We start from the raw sequence: 24,466 nt of genomic DNA, 5'->3' as shown, positions 1-24,466 counted from the left end.
CCGCATCTCTTTGAATCTCTGATTCTTATCTATTAAAATGTTTCAGATGTTGTTTTAGCCTGCATATGAAGCTGAAGATAATCAGGTCCGCCTGCTTTAGAATCAGTTCCTGACATGTTGAATCCGCCGAATGGCTGATAGCCTACGATTGCGCCAGTACATCCGCGGTTGAAGTACAGATTTCCGACATGGAAGTCTTCACGTGCTTTTTCCATGTTAGAGCGGTTTGTCGTAATGACAGCACCTGTTAAACCATACTCTGTATTGTTGGCAATTTCAAGTGCTTCGTCAAAATCTTTTGCTTTTGCAAACGCAACAACCGGTCCAAAGATTTCTTCCTGCATTAAACGTGCTTTTGGATCAACATCAGCAACAATTGTCGGCTGCACGAAGTAGCCTTTTGAGCTGTCTCCTTCTCCGCCTGCAAGGATGCGTCCTTCTTCTTTCCCGATTTCAACATAGCTCATGATTTTGTCAAAAGCAGCCTGGTCGATAACAGGTCCCATGAAATGATTTTCCGTTGGATTGCCGACTGTTAATTGTTTTGTTAATTCAACAGCGCGGTTTAAGACCTGATCGTAAACATCTTCTACGATAACTGCGCGGGAACAAGCCGAGCATTTTTGTCCTGAGAAACCGAATGCTGATTTTACGATCGATTGAGCTGCAAGCTCAAGGTCTGCCTCTTTATCTACTACAATTGTATCTTTACCGCCCATTTCAGCGATCACGCGCTTCAGCCAGATTTGGCCGTCATTCAGCTGTGAAGCACGGTTAAAGATGCGAAGGCCTACATCGCGAGAGCCAGTGAATGAGATAAAACGAGTTTTTGGATGGTCAACAAGGTAGTCTCCCACTTCCGCTCCGCTTCCAGGAACAAAGTTCAGAACGCCTGAAGGAAGTCCGGCTTCCATCATGACTTCTACAAACTTAGCAGCAACGATAGGTGTAGTTGAAGCCGGTTTTAATAGGATCGTGTTGCCTGTTACGATTGCAGCAACAGCAGTACCCGCCATAATAGCAAACGGGAAGTTCCAAGGTGAAATGATGATGCCGACGCCTAATGGAATATAGTCATAGCGGTTATATTCGCCCGGGCGGCTTTCTACAGGAACTCCATCTTTTAGCTTCAGCATTTGACGTGCATAAAACTCAAGGAAGTCAATTGCTTCAGCAGTATCAGCATCAGCCTCGTTCCATGGTTTTCCTGCTTCTTTAGTTAAAAGGGCTGAAAATTCATGTTTGCGGCGGCGGATGATGGCAGCGGCTTTGAATAGGACATCAGCACGGATTTCAGGCTTTACTTTTTTCCAGCTTTCAAACGCAGCAGAAGCCTCCTGCATCGCTTTTTCTGCATGGTCGCGGTTTGCTTTTGATACACGGCCGATCACTTCTTCTTTATCAGCAGGGTTATAAGACACAATTTTATCATCTGTCGTTACCTTTTCTGCCCCGATATATAAAGGATAGTCCTGTCCTAAATAGCCTTCTACTTTTTGAAGAGCTTCCTGGTAGGCTTTTTTGTTTTCCTCGTTTGTGAAATCAGTGAATGGTTCGTGTTTGTATGGAATCATTAGAAATCGCTCCTTAAGAATAATTTTTTTAAAAAACTTAACTTTTCACCATGCCTTTGAATGCAAATGCAATATTAGAAGGTCTTTCGGCAAGTCTTCTCATGAAGTATCCATACCAGTCAAGGCCATATGGTACATAGACACGCATTTTGTATCCTTGTTTGACAAGCTCCAATTGCGTTTTGCTTCTCATTCCGTAAAGCATTTGGAATTCAAACATGGTGTTAGGAATGTTATGCTTTTTAGCCAGCATTTTTGTATATTCGATGATTTGGTCATCATGAGACGCGATGGCAGTATAGTTGCCATTAAGCAGACTTTGCTCAATCAGCTTTTTATAGTTTTCATCAACATCTGCCTTTTCAGGGAAAGCCACCTCAGGAGACTCTTTGTATGCTCCCTTTACGAGACGCAGGAATGGCTTATACTGCGCGAGGTCTCTTAAATCCTTCTCTGTACGATATAAATAAGCCTGTAAGACTGTACTGATGCAGCTGTACTTTGCTTTGAACTGGCTGAAAATATCAAGAGTAGCCTGACAGCGGACTTCATCCTCCATGTCAATTGTAACCATAACATTGTGTTTTTCCGCCGTATCAAGGATTTTCGTCATATTTTCAATGACCAGCTTATGATCAATATCAAGACCGAGGGATGTCATCTTTAGAGATACTTGTGAATCAAGCTTTTCCCTGCTGATCAATTCAATTGTTTCGATGCATTCCGCTGTTCTTTCTCTTGTTACTTCCTCTGAATCTACGAATTCTCCAAGATGATCGACTGTTACCAGCAGGCCGCTCTCATTCAGCTGTTTAATGAATTTGATGGAACTTTGAAAATCTGTTCCACCAATAATTTTTCCAGCAGCAAAACTGCCGCCGCGCTTCTTTGCAATATTATTAAGTAAGTTATTTTTGGATAAGAATAAGAAAAAATCCCTTGTAATCGCTTCCATCGCCAACGCACACCTCCTGTAGAAGTTGTAATCACAAGATAATCTTACTTTTTTTCGACAATTTTCACAACGTTCTAAAAATACAATAATCAAGCGCTTTATTTGTTGATTTTGGACAAAGGCCAAATGAAGTATGGAAAATGGAAGTTATAAGCTATCGATACTATGTTTATATTTTTCAGCGTGAATGGTCGAAAACAGAGGCAATAAAGAGCAATATGAAAATGTACTCGCTTACTTCAAACTGCAGCTATAGAAAGCAGCAAACCATTAATTCTTAAGAGATACACATCCGTGCATCTCTTTTTCGTTCTCTGAGAGAATTATTTTTGTGTATCCCTATCGGTAAGAATGATGAATGGCAAAAGAGGAAACCTTAAGCAGGAAATCCTTTTATTCCATTCCTCAGCTGAAAGGCAGGTGTCTGTCCCTGAGCAATTCAGAAAAAATAATCCGTCCTCACGGCAAGAACACGAGATGGGCCATTTCCTCCCTCCTTAGCAGTTTTATTATATTAAATTATTTTGACCGAGTAGCAGTAGCTGCAGCAGCACCTGAACTTCAGAAGGCTTTTTCCCTCAGTGCATTTGAAATGGGACTTGTTTTCACTATTTATAACTATGCTTATACCCTTATGCAGCTTCCAATTGGCGGAATGCTCGATAAATGGGGAGTCGGATGGGTGACGAGAATCGGCATGATCCTTTGGACAATTTTAACCATCAGTATTGTATTCGTTCAAGGAACACTACTTCTTTATATTCTCCGCTTTTTCACAGGAATTACGAGCTCATCCGCTTTTCCTGCAGCAGCAAAAGCTACAGCCAACTGGTTCCCTTTTCATGAACGAGGGCTCGCAAACGCTCTTTTTGATTCATCAGCAAAACTGTCCAATGTAATCGGAGGGCCGCTTGTTGCAATTTTGATTACTCTTTATGATTGGAAAATGGCCTTTTTAACGATTGGAGTCATTAATGTCATCTTTACGATCATCTTCTGGAAATATTATGATGAACCGCGTTCACATAAGAGCATCTCAAAAGAAGAAATCAATTACATTCAAAAGTATGGGGATCTTGCAGATATACCATCCTACAAAGTTCTTCGTGTATTAAAAACCTTTTTTAAAAATAGGAAAGTATGGGGACTAATGATTGGCTTTACTGGTTATGGCTATACCTTTAATTTGCTGCTGCTCTGGCTTCCGACTTTTTTCAGGGAGCAGTTTAAACTTGATTTACTTTCCTCCTCCCTTTATACGGCCATTCCATGGCTGATTGCCGCTCTTTCAGGAATTATTGCGGGAGGATGGCTCGTCGATTTTTTCATTGGAAAAGGCTATGCTCCAAACAAAGTTTATAAGGGAATCATCATCATTGGAATGACAGTCGGCCTTACATTTCTAGCTTCTATTTTCACGAAGGATCCAATCCTGTCTATGCTTTTTATTTCTATTGGACTAGCTGGTATTTCCGCTACTGCCCCCGTTGGATGGACGATTGCAGCTAAGCTTTCACCACCGGGCACTACAGCTATCCTCAGCTCGATGGTTAACTTTTCGAACAATTTATTCGGGGGGATCATTGCCACTTTTCTGACAGGGTACATCGTTGATAAGACAGGATCCTTTAATATAGCATTTGTTCTTGCAGCGGCGGTTTTAGTAATTGGATTGCTCTTTTATACTGTGGTTTTAGGCAAAATTGAACAAATTCCGATTGAAAGACAATAAAAAGCTCTGTACATGTACAGAGCTTTAGCTTGTGTTATTTTTCTTTTTTCACATCAATCACTTTAACAACAACAATAGGAGATCTTTTAAGTCTTTTATATATAAAATCGGAAATCACTGAATTCAAATGTTTCTCGATATCCCCAACAATTTTATCTTCCCTGATAACAGCAGCAGCCAATGCTTCAATTTCCACAATGAAATCATTGGATTCTCTTAAGTAAACAAAGCCTCTTGAAATGATCTGCGGTTTGCGGATGATAGCTTCTCCATTTTTAAAGATCAGAATGGAAATGATTCCGCTGTCTGCAAGCTGCTTGCGTTCGCCAAGTAAAGATGTTCCAACATCTCCGATTCCGTTTCCGTCCACATAGACAGAACGCGCCGGCACTTTCCCAGCAGGATACGCCTTATCGCTGGAAACATTTAAGACATGTCCATTGTCTAAAATGAATATGTCTTCTTCTGGAATAAAGCACTCCATTGCAAGTGTCTGATGCATTTTCTGCATGCGGTATTCACCGTGAATCGGCACCAGGAATTTTGGATTCAGCAGCTTCAGCATAAGCTTGAGCTCCTCTTGCCCGCCATGTCCTGAGGTATGAATGTCATAGAGCTTATTATCAATAACATCTGCTCCGGCTTTCATCAGCTTGTTGATAATTCTGTTTACACTTAGAACATTGCCCGGTATAGGGGAAGATGAAAAAATAATGGTATCGCCTTCCTCAATATGGATGTGGCGATGTTTTCCCTCTGCAATTCTTGAAAGAGCTGCAAAAGGCTCCCCCTGGCTGCCTGTGCACAGGATTGTCAGTTCGTTGTTTTTATAGGAACTGATTTCATCCGGATCAATAAACGTTCCGCTTGGCGCTTCAATATAGCCAAGTTCAAGGCCGATTGATATCGCTCTTTCCATGCTTCTTCCTGTATAGGCTACCTTCCTGCCGCAGGCAACAGATGCTTTAATCACCTGCTGAAGGCGAAAGACATTAGATGCAAATAAGGCAACAATAATCCGCCCGGACTGTTTTCGGACCAAATCTAAAATATTTTGCCCGATCTTTTTTTCAGATACAGAAAAACCGGGTACTTCACTGTTAGTACTGTCGGATAGCAAACAAAGGACACCTTCTTGCCCAACCTTGGCAACCCTTGATAAATCCTGCTCCGGCCCTGTCGGTGTCAAATCGAATTTAAAATCGCCAGTGTGAACAATGTTCCCTATTGGCGAATGGATGACTACGCCAAACGAATCCGGAATACTGTGGGTGGTCCGGAAGAACGTGACCTTCAGACTTTCAAGATTGATCGTACTTTCTTCTGTAATTTCATGCAGCTCTGCATCTCTGAGCAGGTTATGCTCATCAAGCTTGCTTCTGATAAATCCCATAGCTAGTCTTCCTGCAAATACAGGAACATTCAGCTTTTTCAATAAGAAAGGCACACCGCCAATATGATCTTCATGTCCATGAGTGATAAAAAGCCCTTTTACTTTATGGGCATTCTTCACTAAGTATGTATAATCAGGGATGATGTAATCTACGCCTCTTAATTCTTCGTCAGGGAATTTTACTCCTGAATCGACAATCACAATCTCACCTTCATATTCGACGAGGTACATATTTTTCCCGATTTCACCCATTCCGCCAAGCGGAATAATCTTTACATTTTTCTCTACTGTCATGTTTAGTCTCCTAGCACTGTTGATCACTTTCTTTTTCCGAGTCATTATTTTTACAGCTATTATTTAATTGTATCACACCTTCTGCCTAAGAAAGGCATTAATAAAACGGTATAAAAAAAGACTGAGACAAAAGCACGCATTGTGCCTTCACCTCAGTCTTCTTTTCAATTTAAACCCTCGTTTTGCGTCTTTTCACAAAAAAGTTATAAAGAAATACAATCACAGCAAGAACAAGAAGAACGTGAATGATTCCTCCAACTACATTAAATACAAGACCGAGCACCCAAAATAAAAGTAATAGTCCAATTATCGTCCATAACATCGCATTTTCCTTCTTTCTCTCTTAATTATTTTAATTAAAGGTTATCTTCCCTCCATTTTATTAAATGAAACTTTTACTTTCAGCTTACGGCCTGTTTAATTTCCTTTAATGATGTTTCCCTGCGGGGCCTCTTTGATTAAACTGATGCACCTGATTTCCCTTGATGCTTACGCTTTCTCCACATTATAAAGGAGCTGACAGCCAATCTAATCAATTGGCGGCTGTGGTTTTTTATTCATCTTCTCCCCCATTACCGCTTCACACTGGTATGATTGAAGTCTCATTTTTCTTTTGATTGAAGTGTTTTGTGAGACTCAGAAAAAGCGTTTGGGACACTTTTTTCCATTTCAAGCGATACCACTCATACTCTTTGATCTTATCAATGACTAAGAATAGAAACTTCACTTTTAATCAACAGCGAAAAACCGTCCAAAAAAATCGGACGGTTTAGCGGAATTATAATAGTCCCGGCAGTAATACAGTTACAGTTGTTCCGTTTGATTTATCGCTGCTGATCATAAATTCACCTTCATGCAGCCTGACGATTTCTTTTACTATTGAAATACCAAGACCCGTTCCGCCTGTCATTCGGCTTCTTGCTTTGTCCGTACGGAAAAAACGTTCTCCTATGTGGGCCAGATCATCTTCTGATATTTCATTTCCCTTATTGTTCAGACGAAACAATAGCTGTTTGTTTTCCTCAGTAAGGGTCATATTAATATAGCTTTCCTCCGAAGAATACTTTATAGCATTATCCAGGAGATTGTAGAACACTTGCTGCAGCCGTTTTGGATCTCCTGTAACGACTAGATCTTCATGAATATCCAGTTCTGTTTTTAGCTTCTTTTCATTAATTCTGATATCAAATAATGCAAGGGTATCTAAAAACAGCTGAACAATCGCTATAGGTTCAGCATTCAGCGTGTACATGTTTTCCTGAAGATGATCAAGGTCAATTAAATCGGTTATCAGCTTATTCAGGCGATTTGTCTCTCTTTCAATCGTCATCAAATAATGATCCGCTTCTTCTGGTGAGGCATACATTTGGTGTTTAAGTGCCTGACTATAACCTCCAATATAAGTTAGAGGCGTTCGAAGCTCATGCACGACATTTGCAAGAAACTCTTTTTTCCTGGCTTCTTGCTCCTCAAGCGACTGACTCATGGAATTGAAGGCGTGCGCCAGCTGCCCAATTTCATCATGATTTTTGTTTAGAAGGCGATTCGAGTAATTGCCCTTTGACACCTCTCTTGAAAATTCCTGAAACTCATTCAGCGGCTGAAAAAGGGATCGCCGAATTTGATTAACGGCTAAAAAGAGTATCATAAAAAAGAGCGAGCCTACAAGCAGAAGAATGGGCAGACTGCCTTCGAATACTTCTTGAAGATCTGCTAATGGAACATATATATAGATAAAACCTATAAGCCCTTTATCGCCCATAATCGGGAAGACGGCGCCAATAATTTCACGGTTCAATTCTTTTACGTAGCCATCCTTTACAATGTAATCTCCATTTTCTAGGATTTTGCGGTCTTCTCCTGTTATGAGAGCTTCATAATTCACTTCATAGGGAAAATACGTGCTTAAATCATCAATATCATCCAGTACAATCACTTCATATTCAGAGACGACATTGTACCAGTGAATTTTTTCAATAATTTCATCACTCAGAGAACCGTAATGATAGTGGGCGGCAGTTCGCTCGCCCTGATAAATGACAGACTCTTTAATGCTGTTAAAGTACAATTCTTTATATAAAAAATGAAGAAAAAAGAACGAGAATAAGATACTGAAAATGATGCAGATGCCGATCAGCATCAGCACTTTCTGGCTTAAGTTCAGACGTTTCAATCATTACACCTCAAATTTATAGCCTACACCCCATGTTGTTTGAATGAGGTATGTGTCATTGTTTCTTCATCATCAATGATGATAACCTTTATTGTATACTCAATTCAGACCCAGCTTTAAAGTTCTATACCAAAGTATAATCCTTATTTTATAACAATGATGTGAAGTTTTTATGAGTTTTTATAAAGAGTTCCAATGACAAAAACTTGAAAAAGATGAGGTTCATTATTAAAATAAGGCTATTAAGACATGATGATAGGCGATGGCGTTCGCCGCAACCGCCTCTGTGCTGATGACTCCTGCTCATAATCAATGTGGGCAGGAGTCTATTTTTTTATCTGAAATTGGAGGTTTGCAAGATGATTTATTTATTGATCGGTGCCGGTGGAATAATTGGCAGTTTGCTTAGGTATTCTTTAGGCGTACTTACCCACCCTTGGCTCAGCGATGGTTTTCCCTTGGGAACCCTTCTTGCGAATTTAATTGGCTGCTTTATTCTCGGATGGTTTACAACTAGTATTGTGAGGCTGAAGCTCTTTCATCCTCATATTTTAGCAGGGCTCGGAACAGGTCTTGTCGGCTCATTCACAACCTTTTCCACGTTTAGTGTTGAGACAGTTCTGCTGCTTCGGAGCGGTTCAATCCTCATGGCGTTTATCTATGTGCTGCTCAGTTTTGCAGGAGGGCTTTTCGTGACGTGGTGCGGATACAACCTGGGACGCCGCATGTTCAAGAAAAGAGGCGAAGCTGCATCATGAACTTATTATTAATTGCCGCAGGCGGATGTTTAGGGGCAATTGCCCGTTTTATCATCAGCTCACGGTTGAATATAAAAAGTCAGACTGGATTTCCGGCCGGCACACTCACGGTCAATTTAGCCGGCTCATTCTTGCTCGGGTGGATGACTGGAGAAGGGGTTTCTGAAAGCTTTTATTCGATGTTCGGCATTGGATTTATGGGAGCTTTTACAACGTTTTCCACATTCAAACTGGAGAATATCCAGCTGAGAGAAAAGGAAAACAAGCCTGTTCTTATAAAATATCTCCTCTTCTCATATGGAGGCGGGCTATTACTGGCATTTATAGGATTAGTAATCGGAATGAACGAACTTTAAATGCCGCATAAAAATAAGCGTAGAATCTCCTGATCCATGGCATCCTACTTAATGGAGGGATGTATAGTGGAAAAAGACTTACAGCTGTTGAAACAATTAACCGAAACTGAAGGACCTTCAGGTTTTGAAGCAAGGATTCATAAGGTGCTAGAAGAAAACATAAGTCAAATTACACCTGAGATACAAAAAGATCATCTTGGAAGTATTGTTGGAGTTACGGGAAAAAAAGGCCCGAAAATCTTAATCGCCGGTCATATGGATGAAGTCGGCCTTATGGTAAAAACCATTACGAATGACGGGTTTTTAAGGTTTCAGACGTTAGGCGGATGGTGGGGTCATGTCATGCTTGCGCAGCGCGTAAAAGTACTGACGAAAAAAGGAGATTTGACAGGTGTCATCGGTTCTAAGGCACCTCATGTTCTATCCATAGAAGAACGCAAAAATGTGCTGAAGCCCGAAAATATGTTTATTGATATTGGTGCATCAAGCAAAGAAGAAGCAGAGAGTTTTGGTGTTCAGGCCGGCGATCCGATCGCTACTGTCTGCCCATTCGAAGTGCTGCCAAATCCTAAGTTTCTGCTTGCCCGGAATTGGGATAACCGTGCGGGCTGCTACGTAGCCCTGAAAACATTAGAGAAAATCGCTGCAGATAAAAAGGCATCAAATATTTTATATGCAGGGGCCACTGTACAAGAAGAAGTGGGCCTGAGAGGAGCACAGACTTTAGTCAATAAAGTCAATCCTGATCTATCGTTTGCACTTGATGTTGGAGTAGCTGGCGATACACCCGGAATGAAAGAGAAAGAAGGATATACGGTATTAGGAAAAGGGCCATTGCTCGGCTTTTACGATGCAAGCATGATCCCTCATCCAAAACTCCGTGATTTTGTCGTCGGTGTGGCAAAAGATCTCTCAATCCCGTACCAAGTAGATATCATGCCTGGCGGAGGAACCGATGGAGGGAAATTCCACCTTGGTTATCAGGGGGTTCCTACACTGGTAGTCAGCGTTCCGGCAAGATATATTCACAGCCACGTTTCCATCGTACACAAAGACGATCTGGATCATGCAGTTGAACTTCTTTATGAAGTCATCAAACGACTGGATGAAAAAACAGTTAAGCAAATAATAGAGATGAATGGGAAAATCCATTGAATTTAATAGTAAAAGCGAAGAGACTGTTTAGGAACTCTTCGTTTTTTATTTTTCATCTTGAAAGATTAAAGAATCCCATTTCGTCTTTCTAATAGGACTACATCTCTCCAAACTCCATTCATTTTGCCTAAGCGTTCTCTAATCCCAACTTCTCTGAAACCCGCCTTATTATGTAATATTATGCTCGAAGTGTTTTCAGGAAAAATTGCTGACTGAAGTGTCCAAAATCCTTCTTTTTCGCTTAATTCTATCATGGAACGCAGCAGGGCAGTTCCAATCCCCTGTCCCTTGTATGATTGGCTGATATAAATGCTGACATCTGCTACACCTGCGTACACGCGTCTCCCTGAGACAGGACTTAATGCCGCCCAGCCAAGGGTTTTATTTCCGTCTTTAGCGACAAGCCGGCACGTTTTTGAATGACTTTCGTTCCAGCTTTTCCAAGAAGGCGCATCCGTTTCGAATGTTGCATGACCAGTCGCAATGCCTTCAAGATAGATAGTTTTAACCTGATCCCAGTCGCTGTCAATCATTTCTTTAATTTGATAGTTCAATACAAGCACCCTCAATCTCTTGTTTCCTTCTAATTTATTATAAAATTCAGCTTTTTCTTTTAAAAGAAAAAAGCCTCATTTCTGAGACTTTAACATGACAGAAGAAACGCCTCGAAAAAATGAAGCGGCGTTTTCAGTTTTATTATTCGCCAGTCTTGGCAAAACGCTCAATTCTTTCGCCAACCTCATCACGTACACGCTGGAAGAACGTCCATTTTTCTTCTTCTGATCCTTCTGCTTTCGCTGGGTCATCAAATCCCCAGTGTACGCGTTTGATATGTGAAGGTGTTACAGGGCAATTGTCAGCTGCATGTCCGCAAAGTGTAACAATCAAATCCGCATTGTTTAAGATTTCAGGATCAATCACATCTGATGTTTGGTTTGAAATATCGATCCCAACTTCTTTCATTGCCTTTACAGCGTTTGGATTTAATCCATGTGCTTCAAGTCCGGCACTTTTCACATCCCACTCTTCGCCAAGATGTTTTTTTGCCCAGCCTTCTGCCATTTGGCTTCTGCAAGAGTTCCCAGTACATAAGAAGTAGATTGTTTTTTTAGACATAGTTGTTGTCTCCTTTTAAGTTGAGTTTGATGTTTTATATGATGAGCAGCCACAGATAGAGTCCAATTAGAGTAATAAACAAGGTTGGAATCGTTAAGATGATACCTGTTTTAAAGTACTTGCCCCAAGAGATTTTGACGCCTTTCAAGCTCAAAACATGGAGCCATAAAAGCGTGGCAAGAGAACCGATTGGCGTAATTTTAGGTCCTAAATCTGAACCAATCACATTTGCATAAATCAATGCTTCTCTTAGCGTGCCCGCAGTATCTGTACCTGCGATGGCTAATGCATCAATCATGACAGTCGGCATGTTGTTCATGACCGAAGATAAGACTGCGGCAATGAAGCCCATTGAAATGGTTGCGACAAATAACCCTTGATCAGCTGCTGCCTGAATCACATCAGCTAAAACAGCCGTTAATCCGGCATTTCTGAGACCATACACGACGACATACATCCCAATAGAGAAGAAAACGATCGCCCATGGAGCCCCTTTTAAAACTTTTTTGGTATGAACAGCTGGGCTGCGTCTAGCCATAGCCAAGAAGAAAATGGCGACGACACCAGCAACAATAGATACTGGGATATGCAATAACTCACTAATAAAATATCCAATGAGCAGAACCCCTAGCACGATCCAAGAAAGGCGGAACATCTTTTCGTCTTTAATCGCAGCCTTTGGAGTCTTCAAATCACCAAGGTTATAATTTCTCGGTATGCTTTTACGGAAGAACAAGTATAAAACGAGGATACTCGCACCTAAAGAAAAAAAGTTAGGAACAATCATTCTTGAAGCATATTCGATAAAACCAATATCAAAGTAATCAGCAGAAACGATATTCACTAAGTTACTGACTACAAGCGGCAATGACGTTGTATCAGCGATAAACCCGCTTGCGATGATAAATGGAAAGACCATTTTCTCTTCGAAATTCAGGTTCCGGACCATTGCAAGAACAATAGGAGTTAAAATGAGAGCGGCACCGTCATTCGCAAAGAACGCAGCGACAAGTGCTCCTAAAATCGATACGTAAACAAACATTCTTACGCCGTTTCCTCTTGCTGCTCTTGCCATATGCAAGGCAGACCATTCAAAGAAACCAATCTCATCTAAGATCAGAGAGATGATAATAATTGCAATAAATGCAAGTGTCGCATTCCAGACAATCGACGTGACATCCATGACATCACCAAAATCAACTACTCCAACTAATAAAGCAACTAAAGCTCCTCCACAGGCTGACCAGCCGATGGAGAGATTTTTAGGCTGCCAAATCACTAAGATGAGAGTTAAAAGAAAAATGATGGATGCTAAAAGTACTGAAGTCAATCTTTCTTCCCCTCTCTATTCACAGGTAATACGCAATCCTTGTGCTTCTAGTTCTATTAATAAGTTATCTTGTGCAGGTAAATAATTTAATAATCCTTTAATGATTGGATAGTATTCATTCTCTTTATTCGTGGAATAAAAAATCCATTGGCCTTTCCGGTTTTCTTTTACCAATCCTGCATCACGAAGTTTACGCAAATGCTGACTGATTGCTGGCTGACTTGTTTTAAAAATCGCTGTAAATTCACAGACACAGCAATCATTTGTCTCGAGCATTTTCATCATCGTGAGACGTGTTTTATCTCCAAGCAATTTAAGTATTTGAGACACCTTCTGAACATCAAGCGTTGAACTCACTTCCAAATTACCAGCACCTCCATGTCGAAAATCATTATATAACTTTCCACTTATATAATAAAGTGCTTATATATAAAAACTGTGTAAATTTATTGTAAACATATTCGTTTTTTGAAATCAAAAAACAAAAAAACTTGGATTTACACTCCAAGCTTCAAAATTTAAATCAACTATGTAAGTTATGAATTGATCCCGCTGTCTTTTCATCAAGGTATAGGAGAAACCATAGAAGTCCTATAGCTGTAAATACGCATGCTCCTCCCCAATACAAAAAGATAAATCCGCGGTTAAGCTCAATGAGCATGTAACTAAGGAATGGCCCCAATGCGGCTCCTACATCCTGAACGATTGAGTAGAGTGTAAGGAACGAAACAACATTTGCACTCTTTGCTGCATCAATTGCAAGGGCATCTGACAGCGTAGAAATAGCTGTAGCACCTAATAAAACTGAAAGCATCACAATGGTCCATAACCATATGGGCAGGGTGTATGAAATCATTCCAAATAAAACCGCTGTGAAGATACAGGAGAAGATAAATAAGGGAATTCTTCCGTTGGGACCATCCGACAAGAAACCAATTTTTCTGCCAAGGAACGGTTCCCACATCCATCTTGCAGACTGGATCATTCCTGATAAAAAAGTCACACTGACGATTAAGCCAAAGAAACTGATTTCCTGACCATAATGATAGTCTATGAGTGAAGTTAAAGTTGAGGTCAGCACTCCTTGAATCAGCAAGGTAATAAAAAAGCCGCTGATGATAATGAGAAGTTTCCGCTTAAATACAAATGATAAGGCAGCGGGCATTAATGGATCTGATTTGGTGTCTTTTTGAGCATCGTTCTTTTTTGTAAAGGAAAATAAAATGAGCGGAAGTCCAACCAATGTCAGCATGCCGAATACAATAGAGACCAAAGTCAAACCTAAAACCGGAACGAACAATCCTCCAAGCAGCATTCCAAACAAACTGCCCAGACGATAGATTCCGTTGTATAACCCCATCGCTTCACCGCGATGGTTTTCATCCGCATATAATGCCACACAGGAAAGTCCGCCGATCCGAAAAAATGACCAGGCAATTCCCCATAAGCCACGGAGGATAATCCAAGCGATAAACCCCTTAAATACACCATATCCAAGCGTAGTAAATGCTCCAATAATGATTGCAATGATCAGCCCGGTTTTTAAGGAGATTTTTTTATAAATCCAGCCTGCAATTGGATTAAAGGGCAGACGAATAAACCGATTGATGGAAAGAAGAATTCCCACCTGCCAAATGGAGTCGAGGCCTGCTTCTCTCCAGAATATAGGCAAGGCAATATAAAGCATGGAATCTCCAAGTAAACTTAGTGCTGTAATGATGGCAACCATTGTAATCACTTTTTGATTCTGATCGTTCCTTTTTGAATCCTCCATTGCAGCTTATCACCTGCTTTCAAATTCCTATTGTTTTATTGCTTCATACGCCTTAAGAAATTGTCTATAGCTTTCATTTCCTAAATAATCTTCTTTTGATTGAAAGAGGCGTTCAAATGTCAAATTGCGGGCCTGTTCAACGGAACATTCAAATGCATTCATAATCAAGTTCATATAGGCAATGAAATACTCTGTCCTTAAAGCGCCTGCGTGATTGATCACCATACACTCACCCCTTTATCCAGTTTATTTTTCAGACAGAAAGGGAGAACAGAATTCTCCCTTATTCCAATTAACAGCAAGAACTACTCTCGTCACAGGAAGTTTTAGAAGATTTACTATTCAAACTGCACACACCCGTCTCAGGAAGATCTAATTCAACTTTTTCAGCTGCGGCATGATCTCCGCTTAAATATGCAACAACTGATCTGACTTGCTCATATCCTGTTGCCATCAAGAATGTAGGCGCACGGCCATAACTCTTGGCACCGACCATATAAAAATTCTTTTCCGGCTGGCGAAGTTCCTTCTCCCCATGCGGACGTACAGTTCCGCAGCTATGAATATTAGGATCAATGAGAGGGGCTAAAGCTTCAGTACTCTCGGTTGAAGGATCGATTGATGTACGCAGTTCACTGACTATTGTAAGATCTGGACGGCTGCCTGTATTAACAATGACTTCGTCTATTCCTGAAAGAGTTCGCTGTTTTCCATTTTGTGTACCGATCAAATCTATACCGTTTTCAGACCTTCTAAGGTTCTGAATAAAAAATGGCGTTTCTACTTTTATCATCTTTTGATCAACCAGCTGATGAATGCGGCTGCCCAATGCACCTCTTGCTTCCAGAGCATCTTTTTCTTCCCCGCCATAGGCATCTTCAACACTTTGCCTTCTCATCACCCAAATGATTTCTGTATTAGGATAAGATTCTTTCAGTTTTGCAAGTTCTAATAAAGCATTAATTGCTGAATGGCCGCCGCCCACAACGGACACACGTTTTTTTGCATACCGCTCTTTTTCTTTTCCCAATATATCAGGAATTCCATAAAAAATATGATTGCGAAGGGATTTTTCATCATTCAGCCATATTCCATTTGAAGTAGATGGATTTGGGTTCCCCCATGTTCCTGTTGCATCCAATACCGCTCTTGCCTCAAACGTTTGAAACATGCCGTCTTTTTCTGCGTAGATGATAAACGGAACTCCATCGCGATTTGCCGTTTTCATTTTATCGGTATCTTTTTTGCCAATGGATAAAACCTTTGTATTCAGGTGTAAATACGGCTGAATTTCAGGAATGTTTGATAGCGGCTGCAAATATTGCTCTGCAAGATCCTTTCCCGTTGGCAATGCTTCTGGATCAGGATGAATCCAGTCATGTAATTCAAGTAATGCTGAAGCCGCTTTATCAATGTTATACCGCCATGGTGAAAATAAGCGAACGTGTTCCCAGGTTAAAATATTAGCACCGGCCTGCTGACCAGCTTCTAATAAGATAAAGGATTCTTCTCTGCTCACTAAATGAGCAGCTGCTGCAAGACCTACAGGACCTGCTCCAATAATGGCTACGGGCAGTTTTGATTTAGGCTCATGAGACACCTCAGCCTTTGTTGGAAAAGATTGATTTTGTGGTGCACAGCACCCGTTTGCTTTAAGTGAGATAGTAAGGTTTTCCATAAAAAATCCTCCCTTATGATTAAATTTAAATCAAATAAAATTATTAGTATGCATCATGCAAAATAATTATTTGCATTTTGCAACTATTAACCAAAAAGAAATCACCCCAAAGGAGTGCAGCACACGCTCGATTTTGCCATAGATGCATTCAGCAGTTTGATTGAGCGAATGACCGTTTCTTTTTCAAACTCATTCATGTGAGAAAAGACCTCTTCCAAATAAGCATTCATCTGATGATCAATTGTTGCTGCAACAAATTTCCCTTCGGTTGTCAGCGAAAGAACATGAACTCTTCTATCATCAGGATGCGGCGTCTTTTTAATTAAGTTCATCTTCATCAAAGATTGGATCTGACGGCTGAAAGTCGTAATATCTGTACCGAGAACGTCAGCTACTTGCTGAACAGACGGCTGATGCATATGTTCAATTTCATAAAGAATATGGCTCTGAATTAAAGAAATATCAATTCCGCCTGCTGTACAGCAGTTTTTATTTAGTAAGCCAAAGCGCCGGGTCATGATTTGAAATAGTTCTCGAGTGTTTTCCATTTAATCACCTCATACTTTAGTTATACGCTTATTATTTGCATTTTGCAAGTATTTTATTTCTTATTTTTCAGTTTTTTCATTAAATAAGTAACTGGCCCAAAACAGCCGTTAGTAAACTGCCCTTTTAATGATCAACAAAGTATTGTTGAAATCAAAATTTCAGCAAGTATCTCCAGTAAAAGAATTTGTGAAAGCTATCCATTCTAATAATAAACAGGGTCTTCACTATAAAAAGTGGTTTATACGATTCAGAATTGCAGTATCTTTTTTTATCGTGTAGTGCAGTGAGACTTGTTTTACCATTGGAATCTTGATTATGTACTTCACCGCATTTTTTGTTAAATTCTAAGGAGGGATTTACATGGTAGGACCAGGTAGTATTGTTTTAATAGGAGCGATGGCATTAATCCTTTTTGGACCTAAGAAGCTCCCGGAACTTGGCAGAGCTGTCGGCACACCCCTAAAAGAATTCAAGCAGTCAACTAAAGGAATGATGGATGATGGAAAAGATGATGAAAAAGAAAATGGAAAATAACAAATTTTTTAAGATACATTAAAGAGCCTGAGAAACCTTCGTCAGGCTCTTATTTTTCTTTCTAGTTAGATTTGAATGTAATTGTTTTATACTTCAAAACAGAACTCATTACATCTCTACTCTTGAACTATAGATACATATAAATTTTACCAATCCATATACTTAAAAGTTAAGTAAATAAAACGCAGAGGTTTTCAGTACCATAGTCTTCAATCTATACTATAATTGTAAAATGTGCTGACAAGATTGTCACCTTTTTTAGCACTAAATATGCAACGAATTTTATAAAGAAGGTGTATAAAAATGTCTAGTAAATCGGATGAATCAACCCAGAGTTATATAGATTCTCCAGAAAAACAAAAATTGTTATACAAACGCACGTTAATCATTGTGAGTATTTCACAAATTTTTGGTGGGGCAGGACTAGCTGCTGGTATTACTGTAGGTGCACTTCTTGCACAACAAATGCTCGGAACAGATGCAGTTGCAGGACTGCCAGCTGCTTTATTTACGTTAGGCTCTGCAGGAGCTGCTTTATTAGTAGGGAGACTTTCTCAACGTTTTGGACGTCGCACAGGTCTCACGACAGGTTTTATGGCAGGAGGACTTGGAGCGATTGGCGTTGTCATTGCAGCTATAACAAATAGTGTTTTCCTCTTATTTGCTTCCCTGCTTATTTATGGTGCAGGTACTGCGACAAATTTACAAGCTCGTTATGCAGGCACGGACTTGGCAAATAAGAAACAGCGAGGGACTGCTGTTAGTATTGCGATGGTTTCAACAACGTTTGGTGCAGTTGCCGGCCCAAACTTAGTGGATGTAATGGGCAATTTTGCCCTTTCTATTGGCGTCCCGACACTTGCTGGTCCTTTCATATTAGCCGCAGCCGCATTTATCTTAGCAGGTCTTGTCCTTTACGTTATGCTTCGTCCAGACCCATTCATAATGGCAAAAATGATAGAAGCATATAAACAAGAACATGGTGACCATAAAAAGAATTTGGCAGCTGCTGAACAAGCAAATAATAAACGAGGCATTGCAGTTGGTGCCACCATTATGGTCCTTACCCAAATTGTGATGATTGCCATTATGACAATGACACCAGTACATATGAAACATCATGGACATGGTTTAAGTGAAATTGGTCTTGTTATTGGTGTGCATGTAGGTTCAATGTTCCTCCCTTCACTCATAACGGGAATCCTTGTAGATAAGATTGGTCGAACTGCTATGACTATTGCATCTGGAGCTACTTTACTTCTTGCAGGTGTAATTGCGGCAATTGCACCAAGTGATTCTATGATTCTCCTAGTTATTTCTCTTTCTTTACTTGGATTAGGATGGAATTTTGGCTTGATATGTGGTACCGCTCTAATTGTCGATTCAACAGAATCTTCAACACGTGCCAAGACTCAAGGGACAGTAGATGTTTTTATTGCGTTAGCAGGGGCTTCTGGTGGAGCAATGTCTGGAATGATAGTAGCTAATTCAAGTTACACAACATTATCATTTACTGGGGGAATTTTGTCCTTATTACTCATTCCAGCCGTGATATGGTCTCGCAGAACAAAAGAATGATGAAATTTTAAAATGAATACTGTCCACCAAACCGATCTGAGAGTTGAGTTGTTCTTTTCATATTCCGCAATCGGTGCGAAAAAGGAATAACTGAGGGAACTCCAAATAAAGGGGGAGTTCCCTTATTTAAGTTATCTGCTGCAATTCGTCTTATTAAAAAATATACAAGTCAATTAACATGCAAAGCTAAAACCAATCACTCTAAAAGAAAATAGACCTTGATCATTAAAACACCCAGTAAAAAAATGAAAAGTGACTGAAAAGTTATTTCTTTGAAGCCTTTATACAATATTTCAACGAAAACAACATAGGTTAAGGCTCATATAGCCATACTCATAAATATGGTATCTAGTTTTATCGAATGAATATGAATATTCATTCCTACATTTGTTATAGCAGCAAATATTGCAGCAATCAAAACACTAAAGATAAAGAAAATCCCAAAATTGGGCGGTCGTTTCCTTGGTTGATAAATGATCTTTTTATTATTAAACCTCTGGGGTTGGAGTTGGTTTAGCGTATCCTTCTTTATATTTCTCATCAATTTCAGATCTGATCTCTTTAATTGATTTTCCTCCCTGCAGCTGTAAAACGGATTGTGCTGCTATTTCCAGACAAACTCCGCATTTTGTTCCATGGTCATCCCAGACAATCGCTCCATTTTCCTTGTTCTCATAAACAAAGCAATCATAATTGTTTTTATGGTTTGCCGATTCACCGCAACCACAGTAACATGGAATATTCTCTAAAAGTTCTCTGTTTTTTGCTGCTGCTGAATAAATTAACTGCATATCTTCAGGTTTGTCCTCTAAAAAGGAAGGCAGGAAACCAAGACCTTTTGTTTCTTCTCGAATGTCTCCAGTTGAAGAATGATCACCATGGTCAGCGTGTTCTTCATTACTTGTACTTCCCTTTACCTCTGGCTGATCAGAACATGCTGAAAGTAATAATGTAAAAGCTGTTGCACTGCTTAATAAAACGGCTCTGATTTTCATTTTTCACATCTCCTAGAAAGATCTATATCTATTCTATGGACTACTAACCCTCATTAGCAAGAAAAGTCACAAATCTTTCATTAATTATATCTTTAATAAACATCAATTGAATCCTGAAAATTTGTACATCAAAAAAAAGCAGCGCAGGCTGCTTCCTTTTTTATAAATACTTGCGGTGAATCGCCTTCCCGTCATACGTAAACAAAACAGGCTTCCCTTCCAGAATCGACTCCATGTGCACTGCGCGTCCCCACAGCTGATGAATATAAGGAAGCACTTTTTCAAGATATTTTAAATCGAGTTCAATATCTTCGTACCAGTGCTTCAAGTACAATTCATTATTCTTAAGGTAATCCCCATCGTTCACTGTAATGTACGGGAACCCTCCATTTACACGCATGTTGATTAACTGGTCTCGGACATTTTCCCACTCTTTATCGACAACCTTGTAATCTCTTCCCTGCTTTTGAAAGAGATACATGTCTTCTCTATTAACAAGATCCTTTGTCAAATAATTTCGAATAAATGACAAGTCAGATTCGACTTCACGCACTTCAAACATTTTTTCTCGGCCAGAGTTGGGCTCTACCCCTCGTCTTATCATGTCTTCTGTGGGATTGTTGTAGCGTTCTTCGATGTCTTCAAAAATTTTAAGTCCTAAATAATAAGGATTAATACCAGTCCGTGACGGCTGAACGACACCTGCATTCAGCTTTGCAAATTCAATGGATTCATCTGTTGTGAGGTCAAGCTCTCTCAGTATCCGCTGATGCCAGAAGGATGCCCAGCCTTCGTTCATGATTTTTGTTTCGAGCTGCGGCCAGAAATAGAGCATTTCCTCTCGCATCATCGTAAGGATATCGCGCTGCCAGTCTTCCAGGTCCCTGCTGTATTCTTCAATAAACAGCAGGATGTCCTTTTCAGGTGATGGCGGAAACTTCTTATTCTTTTTTGGAGGAGCTCCTTTTGGCTTTTCCTTATCATCCAATTTCCACAAATCATCATACGGTGAAGCCTTTTTAACATCCTCCTCCTCAGCATCTCCCATTGTCCAGGAAAGCTTCGGCCGCATTAAGGACGGATCGATATGCTCTTGAATTGCAAGCACGGCATCCAAGAATGTCTCTACCTCTGCCCTGCCATGATCAATTTCATATTGTTTAATCCGTTCGGCTGTCGCAGCCATGCTTTCAACCATATCGCGCTTCGTATTTTGAAACCTGCTGTTATTTTTGAAAAAGTCACAGTGGGCAAGGACGTGAGCCACAATTAATTTATTTTGAATCAGGGAGTTGGTATCAAGCAAAAATGCATAGCATGGATCCGAATTGATGACCAATTCGTAGATTTTGCTTAATCCAAGGTCATAGTGAAGCTTCATTTTGAAGAATTGTTTTCCGAAGCTCCAGTGTGAAAAACGGGTCGGCATTCCGTAAGCGCCAAATGTATAAATGATATCAGCAGGACAAATTTCATACCGCATCGGATAATAGTCAAGTCCAAATCCATCTGCAATTTCCGTGATTTCCGCAATGGCATATTCCAGTGATTTTCTGTAAGCTTCGTTCACGCGTTTTCCCCCTATCTCGTCTTTAAGACAATGTATGAATGGCGGGCGGAAAAGATGAAGGAAATCCGTTCAGAAAAGAGGTTAGCAGGTGCAATGCAGGGCGCCAATCAGCAAAAACGGAAACTTTAAAAGCGAAATCTTGTTTTTCCCAGCCATTTTTCTCATTCATTCAGCCATTTTCAGAAATTTACTGGCGAACGGTTTTTCTGATTTAACTTATGTATAATGAGCCATTATTCTTTCTATTGATTGTATCTTTCATTTTAGCGCGCAGATTAGAAATTTCCGATACAAATAAAAAAGCATGAATCCTTATGGGAGGATCCATGCTTTTTACTCTATTTAAACCCGTTCAGGCTTTACATACATATTTTGCTTTAGCGTTCGTTTTTGCCAAATGATTGTCATAACTAGCGTCACAACAAGGAAGGCAAGACCTAATACGAAAGGATACACGATCTGAACATCATAAAGCATACCTGCAAGTGTTGGTCCAAGAATATTCCCGATGCTCATATAGGCATTATTCATTCCCATTGCAAAACCTTGTTCGTCTCCAGCCATTTTTGAGATAAGCGTATTAAGCACGGGACGAAGGATAGATGTTGCAAGGAAAATAAGCAGTGTAACGCCAAAGAAAAGAACATAGCTTGAAGCAAACAGCGACAGAAAAAATCCTAGGGATGCTATGGCAAGGAAAATGTTCAGGACCATTCCTTCACCAAATCGCCTTACTACACGGTCCACTACAAATAGCTGGACAATAACACTTATGATTCCCGTTGATGTAATCATAAGGGCGATTTGCTGCGGCGTGGCATTAAATTGATTGTCTACAAAAAGGCCAAGCACTGATTCGTAAGCCATTAGGCCAAAGCTCATGACAAGAGTAATCAAAAGCGGGACAAAATACGGCATGCGCACTGAGCGCACCATCTTTTTAGCCATTGATTCAGTATCTTGCGGCATAGCCATTGCGGAAACATCCTTCGTTTCGCTTTCTTCAAGGACAACGATAGAGAAAATCACGGCTGCCAAAGATACGATCGCCGAAATCAAAAAAGGCATTTTCAGGCCGAAATCTGCAAGAAATCCGCCGATTCCAGGTCCTACTACGATGCCGAGCGACATTGCTGCAGAAACAAAACTGTTTCCTTTTGCCCGCTGATCCATTGACGTGATATCTGCAACATATGCAAAGATTGCCGGAACAAGCAGCGCTGCTCCGATTCCTCCAATCACACGTGAAGCATAAAGCCACCAAATGGAATCAACTGCATAAAAGACAAACATGGAAAGAGTCAATCCAATTAACCCGTAAATAATCATTTTTCTGCGGCCGTATTCATCCGCCCATTTTCCGGCTATTGGAGAAAAGATAAGCTGTGCTCCGGCAAAAATAGCAATCATTAAACCCGCTGCTGTACCGCCCTGATTAATGGATTCCAGATAGGCAGGCAGAATGGGAATGATAATCCCAAAGCTTCCAATCGCAATAAACATGTTGATCATCAAAATAAACATTTTTTTCTTTTGTTCTGCTGACAAAATGACAGCCCCTCTTTCTATAATAAACTGCTGCATCAGGTATTTCATTTTTCAAATACTTAACTATGTTAAGTTGTTTGGCGTCATTCTGTCAACGAGAAAGGATTGGAACTTTTTATGATATTAAGAAACAGGTTGAACGTCTATCTTTAAGTCCATTGCCGGCCCAAAGAATTCGTAGTTAATCTTGTCTCCTTCAACACCGAGAGACAGCAGATTTTGAATCATGGCTTTCATGAATAATACAGGTCCGCAAATATAGAAATCTCCTTCTTTATTCTGCAGAATACGCTCCAAATCATCTTTAGAGATTAAGCCTTCTTTATAAAAGCGCTGATCTGTGCAATCCTGATCTAACGGGCTGCTGTAAAAGGCAAACATTCTGCTGTTAGGCAGCTTTGCACATAATGATGCTGTTTCTTTTACAAATGCATGAGTGCTGCTGTTTTGTGTTGCATGGACAAACGTCACTTCCCGCTCTGTCTGCTCAGCTGCAATAGTGTGCAGCATACTCATAAATGGAGTGATGCCTACTCCTCCGCTTATAAAAGTGACAGGTGTTTCAGCAGCCTCATTTAATGTAAATTCACCTGCAGGGGCACTGATTTCGATCATATCTCCGACTGCTATATGATCATGAAGATAATTGGACACCTTCCCTGCTTCAGTCTCGGGTCCGCCTTCCCTTTTTACTGAAATTCTTAAATGCGGCATATCTTTGCTGCCTGACAAACTATATTGTCTGTTCATCGTATATGTTTCACCAGGAATGCTGACTCTTACGGAAATGTACTGGCCTGGCTTGAAAGCTGGAAGGCCTTCTGGCAACTCTAAATAGAAAGAAGAGATCGATTCACTTTCTTTCTCAATGCGCACGACTTTAAAAGGCTTGAATCCAGACCAATCTGCGCCCTCATATAATTCTTTTTCCGCTTCGATAAATACATCGGCAATGACGCCATATGCTTCAGCCCAGGCATTTATGATTTCAGGCGTTGCAGCCTCTCCAAGAACTTGTTTTATCGCCTGAAGCAAATGTTCTCCAACGATTGGATAGTGTTCCGCTTTTACACCCAGACTTCTATGCTTATGAGCAATTTGTTTCACTGCCGGCAGTATCATATGAAGCTGATGAATGTGTTTTGCTGCAGCATATACCGTATTTGCAAGGGCGGTCTGCTGTCTTCCTTTTTTCTGATTGGCATGATTGAAAATATTCAGCAGCTCAGGATGGCTTTCAAATAGATTTTTGTAGAAAACAGATGTGATTTCTACACCTTTTTCTTCTAAAACTGGAACAGTAGATTGAATAATTTCGATTGTTTTTTGAGTAAGCATTTCGATGCTCCCCTTCGTTTTAAAGTAGTATTTAAAATACATCTTTATCTTAGATCGAAAAAACAT

The 24,466-nt window shown here is 40.2% G+C and carries 23 protein-coding genes and 1 riboswitch; of the genes, 6 read left to right on the top strand and 17 right to left on the bottom strand.

Annotated elements, in window-relative coordinates; all coding sequences use genetic code 11:
* Positions 1–32 precede the first annotated feature (32 nt).
* Positions 33–1,574 (bottom strand): L-glutamate gamma-semialdehyde dehydrogenase, encoded by a 1,542-nt coding sequence (pruA, locus tag K8L98_RS04305; RefSeq protein WP_223440005.1) that lies wholly within the window; start codon positions 1,572–1,574, stop codon positions 33–35.
* Positions 1,575–1,611: 37 nt separating this feature from the next.
* Positions 1,612–2,529: a proline dehydrogenase family protein gene (locus tag K8L98_RS04300; protein WP_223443158.1), complete on the bottom strand. Its 918-nt coding sequence runs from the start codon at positions 2,527–2,529 to the stop codon at positions 1,612–1,614.
* A 358-nt stretch (positions 2,530–2,887) separates the two neighbouring features.
* Between K8L98_RS04300 and K8L98_RS04295 the strand changes: the two genes are divergently transcribed.
* Positions 2,888–4,261, top strand: coding sequence for an MFS transporter (locus K8L98_RS04295; protein ID WP_223440003.1), 1,374 nt, complete (start codon positions 2,888–2,890; stop codon positions 4,259–4,261).
* A 34-nt stretch (positions 4,262–4,295) separates the two neighbouring features.
* Here the strand turns inward: K8L98_RS04295 and K8L98_RS04290 are convergent, their stop codons facing one another.
* From K8L98_RS04290 to K8L98_RS04280, 3 genes are all read right to left on the bottom strand, one after another.
* Positions 4,296–5,948: a ribonuclease J gene (locus tag K8L98_RS04290; protein ID WP_223440001.1), complete on the bottom strand. Its 1,653-nt coding sequence runs from the start codon at positions 5,946–5,948 to the stop codon at positions 4,296–4,298.
* Between the two features lie 169 nt (positions 5,949–6,117).
* Positions 6,118–6,270: a lmo0937 family membrane protein gene (locus K8L98_RS04285; RefSeq protein WP_223440000.1), complete on the bottom strand. Its 153-nt coding sequence runs from the start codon at positions 6,268–6,270 to the stop codon at positions 6,118–6,120.
* 456 nt (positions 6,271–6,726) lie between these two features.
* Positions 6,727–8,121, bottom strand: coding sequence for a sensor histidine kinase (locus tag K8L98_RS04280; RefSeq protein WP_223439999.1), 1,395 nt, complete (start codon positions 8,119–8,121; stop codon positions 6,727–6,729).
* A gap of 249 nt (positions 8,122–8,370) precedes the next feature.
* Positions 8,371–8,430: riboswitch (Fluoride riboswitch) on the top strand.
* A 50-nt stretch (positions 8,431–8,480) separates the two neighbouring features.
* Between K8L98_RS04280 and crcB the strand changes: the two genes are divergently transcribed.
* The 3 genes from crcB (at position 8,481) to K8L98_RS04265 (ending at position 10,390) form a co-directional block, all read left to right on the top strand.
* Positions 8,481–8,879 (top strand): fluoride efflux transporter CrcB, encoded by a 399-nt coding sequence (gene crcB / locus K8L98_RS04275; protein WP_223439998.1) that lies wholly within the window; start codon positions 8,481–8,483, stop codon positions 8,877–8,879.
* A complete protein-coding gene (locus K8L98_RS04270) occupies positions 8,876–9,235 on the top strand; it encodes a fluoride efflux transporter FluC (protein WP_223439997.1) in 360 nt (119 codons plus the stop codon). Before crcB ends, K8L98_RS04270 begins: the two co-directional genes overlap by 4 nt.
* 66 nt (positions 9,236–9,301) lie before the next feature.
* Positions 9,302–10,390: a M42 family metallopeptidase gene (locus tag K8L98_RS04265; RefSeq protein WP_420828824.1), complete on the top strand. Its 1,089-nt coding sequence runs from the start codon at positions 9,302–9,304 to the stop codon at positions 10,388–10,390.
* 65 nt (positions 10,391–10,455) lie between these two features.
* Here the strand turns inward: K8L98_RS04265 and K8L98_RS04260 are convergent, their stop codons facing one another.
* The 8 genes from K8L98_RS04260 to K8L98_RS04225 form a co-directional block, all read right to left on the bottom strand.
* The gene (locus tag K8L98_RS04260) at positions 10,456–10,944 is read right to left on the bottom strand and encodes a GNAT family N-acetyltransferase (RefSeq protein WP_252208087.1); all 489 of its coding nucleotides are present in this window, start codon (positions 10,942–10,944) and stop codon (positions 10,456–10,458) included.
* Between the two features lie 142 nt (positions 10,945–11,086).
* Entirely contained in the window at positions 11,087–11,506 is a 420-nt protein-coding gene (arsC, locus tag K8L98_RS04255; RefSeq protein ID WP_223439996.1) for an arsenate reductase (thioredoxin), read from the bottom strand.
* A gap of 34 nt (positions 11,507–11,540) precedes the next feature.
* The gene (locus K8L98_RS04250) at positions 11,541–12,836 is read right to left on the bottom strand and encodes an arsenic transporter (RefSeq protein ID WP_223439995.1); all 1,296 of its coding nucleotides are present in this window, start codon (positions 12,834–12,836) and stop codon (positions 11,541–11,543) included.
* Positions 12,837–12,851: 15 nt separating this feature from the next.
* A complete protein-coding gene (locus K8L98_RS04245) occupies positions 12,852–13,199 on the bottom strand; it encodes an ArsR/SmtB family transcription factor (RefSeq protein WP_223439993.1) in 348 nt (115 codons plus the stop codon).
* A 160-nt stretch (positions 13,200–13,359) separates the two neighbouring features.
* Positions 13,360–14,610: an MFS transporter gene (locus K8L98_RS04240; protein WP_223439991.1), complete on the bottom strand. Its 1,251-nt coding sequence runs from the start codon at positions 14,608–14,610 to the stop codon at positions 13,360–13,362.
* 27 nt (positions 14,611–14,637) lie between these two features.
* Positions 14,638–14,835, bottom strand: coding sequence for a hypothetical protein (locus K8L98_RS04235; RefSeq protein WP_223439990.1), 198 nt, complete (start codon positions 14,833–14,835; stop codon positions 14,638–14,640).
* A gap of 67 nt (positions 14,836–14,902) precedes the next feature.
* Positions 14,903–16,288, bottom strand: coding sequence for an NAD(P)-binding domain-containing protein (locus tag K8L98_RS04230; protein ID WP_223439989.1), 1,386 nt, complete (start codon positions 16,286–16,288; stop codon positions 14,903–14,905).
* Positions 16,289–16,389: 101 nt separating this feature from the next.
* The gene (locus K8L98_RS04225) at positions 16,390–16,836 is read right to left on the bottom strand and encodes a MarR family winged helix-turn-helix transcriptional regulator (protein ID WP_223439988.1); all 447 of its coding nucleotides are present in this window, start codon (positions 16,834–16,836) and stop codon (positions 16,390–16,392) included.
* A gap of 361 nt (positions 16,837–17,197) precedes the next feature.
* Here K8L98_RS04225 and K8L98_RS04220 point away from each other — a divergent pair, with 361 nt between their 5' ends.
* Positions 17,198–17,371, top strand: a complete 174-nt coding sequence (locus K8L98_RS04220; protein WP_223439987.1) for a twin-arginine translocase TatA/TatE family subunit — start codon at positions 17,198–17,200, stop codon at positions 17,369–17,371.
* Positions 17,372–17,674: 303 nt separating this feature from the next.
* Positions 17,675–18,949 carry an MFS transporter gene (locus tag K8L98_RS04215; protein ID WP_223439986.1) on the top strand — a complete coding sequence of 425 codons (1,275 nt, stop codon included), beginning with the start codon at positions 17,675–17,677 and terminating at the stop codon, positions 18,947–18,949.
* Positions 18,950–19,437: 488 nt separating this feature from the next.
* On the opposite strand, the gene K8L98_RS04210 is transcribed toward K8L98_RS04215, so the two are convergent.
* From K8L98_RS04210 to hmpA, 4 genes are all read right to left on the bottom strand, one after another.
* On the bottom strand, positions 19,438–19,944 hold the full coding sequence (locus K8L98_RS04210; RefSeq protein ID WP_223439985.1) for a PCYCGC domain-containing protein: 507 nt from the start codon (positions 19,942–19,944) through the stop codon (positions 19,438–19,440).
* 160 nt (positions 19,945–20,104) lie between these two features.
* Entirely contained in the window at positions 20,105–21,514 is a 1,410-nt protein-coding gene (locus K8L98_RS04205; protein WP_223439984.1) for a SpoVR family protein, read from the bottom strand.
* Between the two features lie 342 nt (positions 21,515–21,856).
* Positions 21,857–23,062 (bottom strand): MFS transporter, encoded by a 1,206-nt coding sequence (locus K8L98_RS04200; RefSeq protein WP_223439982.1) that lies wholly within the window; start codon positions 23,060–23,062, stop codon positions 21,857–21,859.
* A gap of 123 nt (positions 23,063–23,185) precedes the next feature.
* The gene (gene hmpA, locus K8L98_RS04195; protein WP_223439980.1) at positions 23,186–24,400 is read right to left on the bottom strand and encodes an NO-inducible flavohemoprotein; all 1,215 of its coding nucleotides are present in this window, start codon (positions 24,398–24,400) and stop codon (positions 23,186–23,188) included.
* Between the last annotated feature and the right edge of the window lie 66 nt (positions 24,401–24,466).

Origin of the sequence: Metabacillus dongyingensis (assembly GCF_019933155.2) — a bacterium.
Lineage (GTDB): Bacteria > Bacillota > Bacilli > Bacillales > Bacillaceae > Bacillus_P > Bacillus_P dongyingensis.
This window is presented reverse-complemented; position numbering and strand designations above follow the sequence as displayed.

Bases quoted from the DNA above. Each gene is read 5' to 3' on its own strand.
- K8L98_RS04215 (WP_223439986.1), top strand. From the start codon at position 17,675: ATGTCTAGTAAATCGGATGAATCAACCCAGAGTTATATAGATTCTCCA.
- K8L98_RS04295 (WP_223440003.1), top strand. From the start codon at position 2,888: ATGGCAAAAGAGGAAACCTTAAGCAGGAAATCCTTTTATTCCATTCCT.
- K8L98_RS04235 (WP_223439990.1), bottom strand. From the start codon at position 14,835: ATGGTGATCAATCACGCAGGCGCTTTAAGGACAGAGTATTTCATTGCC.
- K8L98_RS04290 (WP_223440001.1), bottom strand. From the start codon at position 5,948: ATGACAGTAGAGAAAAATGTAAAGATTATTCCGCTTGGCGGAATGGGT.
- arsC (WP_223439996.1), bottom strand. From the start codon at position 11,506: ATGTCTAAAAAAACAATCTACTTCTTATGTACTGGGAACTCTTGCAGA.
- K8L98_RS04300 (WP_223443158.1), bottom strand. From the start codon at position 2,529: ATGGAAGCGATTACAAGGGATTTTTTCTTATTCTTATCCAAAAATAAC.
- crcB (WP_223439998.1), top strand. From the start codon at position 8,481: ATGATTTATTTATTGATCGGTGCCGGTGGAATAATTGGCAGTTTGCTT.
- K8L98_RS04210 (WP_223439985.1), bottom strand. From the start codon at position 19,944: ATGAAAATCAGAGCCGTTTTATTAAGCAGTGCAACAGCTTTTACATTA.
- K8L98_RS04240 (WP_223439991.1), bottom strand. From the start codon at position 14,610: ATGGAGGATTCAAAAAGGAACGATCAGAATCAAAAAGTGATTACAATG.
- K8L98_RS04270 (WP_223439997.1), top strand. From the start codon at position 8,876: ATGAACTTATTATTAATTGCCGCAGGCGGATGTTTAGGGGCAATTGCC.
- K8L98_RS04285 (WP_223440000.1), bottom strand. From the start codon at position 6,270: ATGTTATGGACGATAATTGGACTATTACTTTTATTTTGGGTGCTCGGT.
- K8L98_RS04225 (WP_223439988.1), bottom strand. From the start codon at position 16,836: ATGGAAAACACTCGAGAACTATTTCAAATCATGACCCGGCGCTTTGGC.
- K8L98_RS04230 (WP_223439989.1), bottom strand. From the start codon at position 16,288: ATGGAAAACCTTACTATCTCACTTAAAGCAAACGGGTGCTGTGCACCA.
- hmpA (WP_223439980.1), bottom strand. From the start codon at position 24,400: ATGCTTACTCAAAAAACAATCGAAATTATTCAATCTACTGTTCCAGTT.
- pruA (WP_223440005.1), bottom strand. From the start codon at position 1,574: ATGATTCCATACAAACACGAACCATTCACTGATTTCACAAACGAGGAA.
- K8L98_RS04220 (WP_223439987.1), top strand. From the start codon at position 17,198: ATGGTAGGACCAGGTAGTATTGTTTTAATAGGAGCGATGGCATTAATC.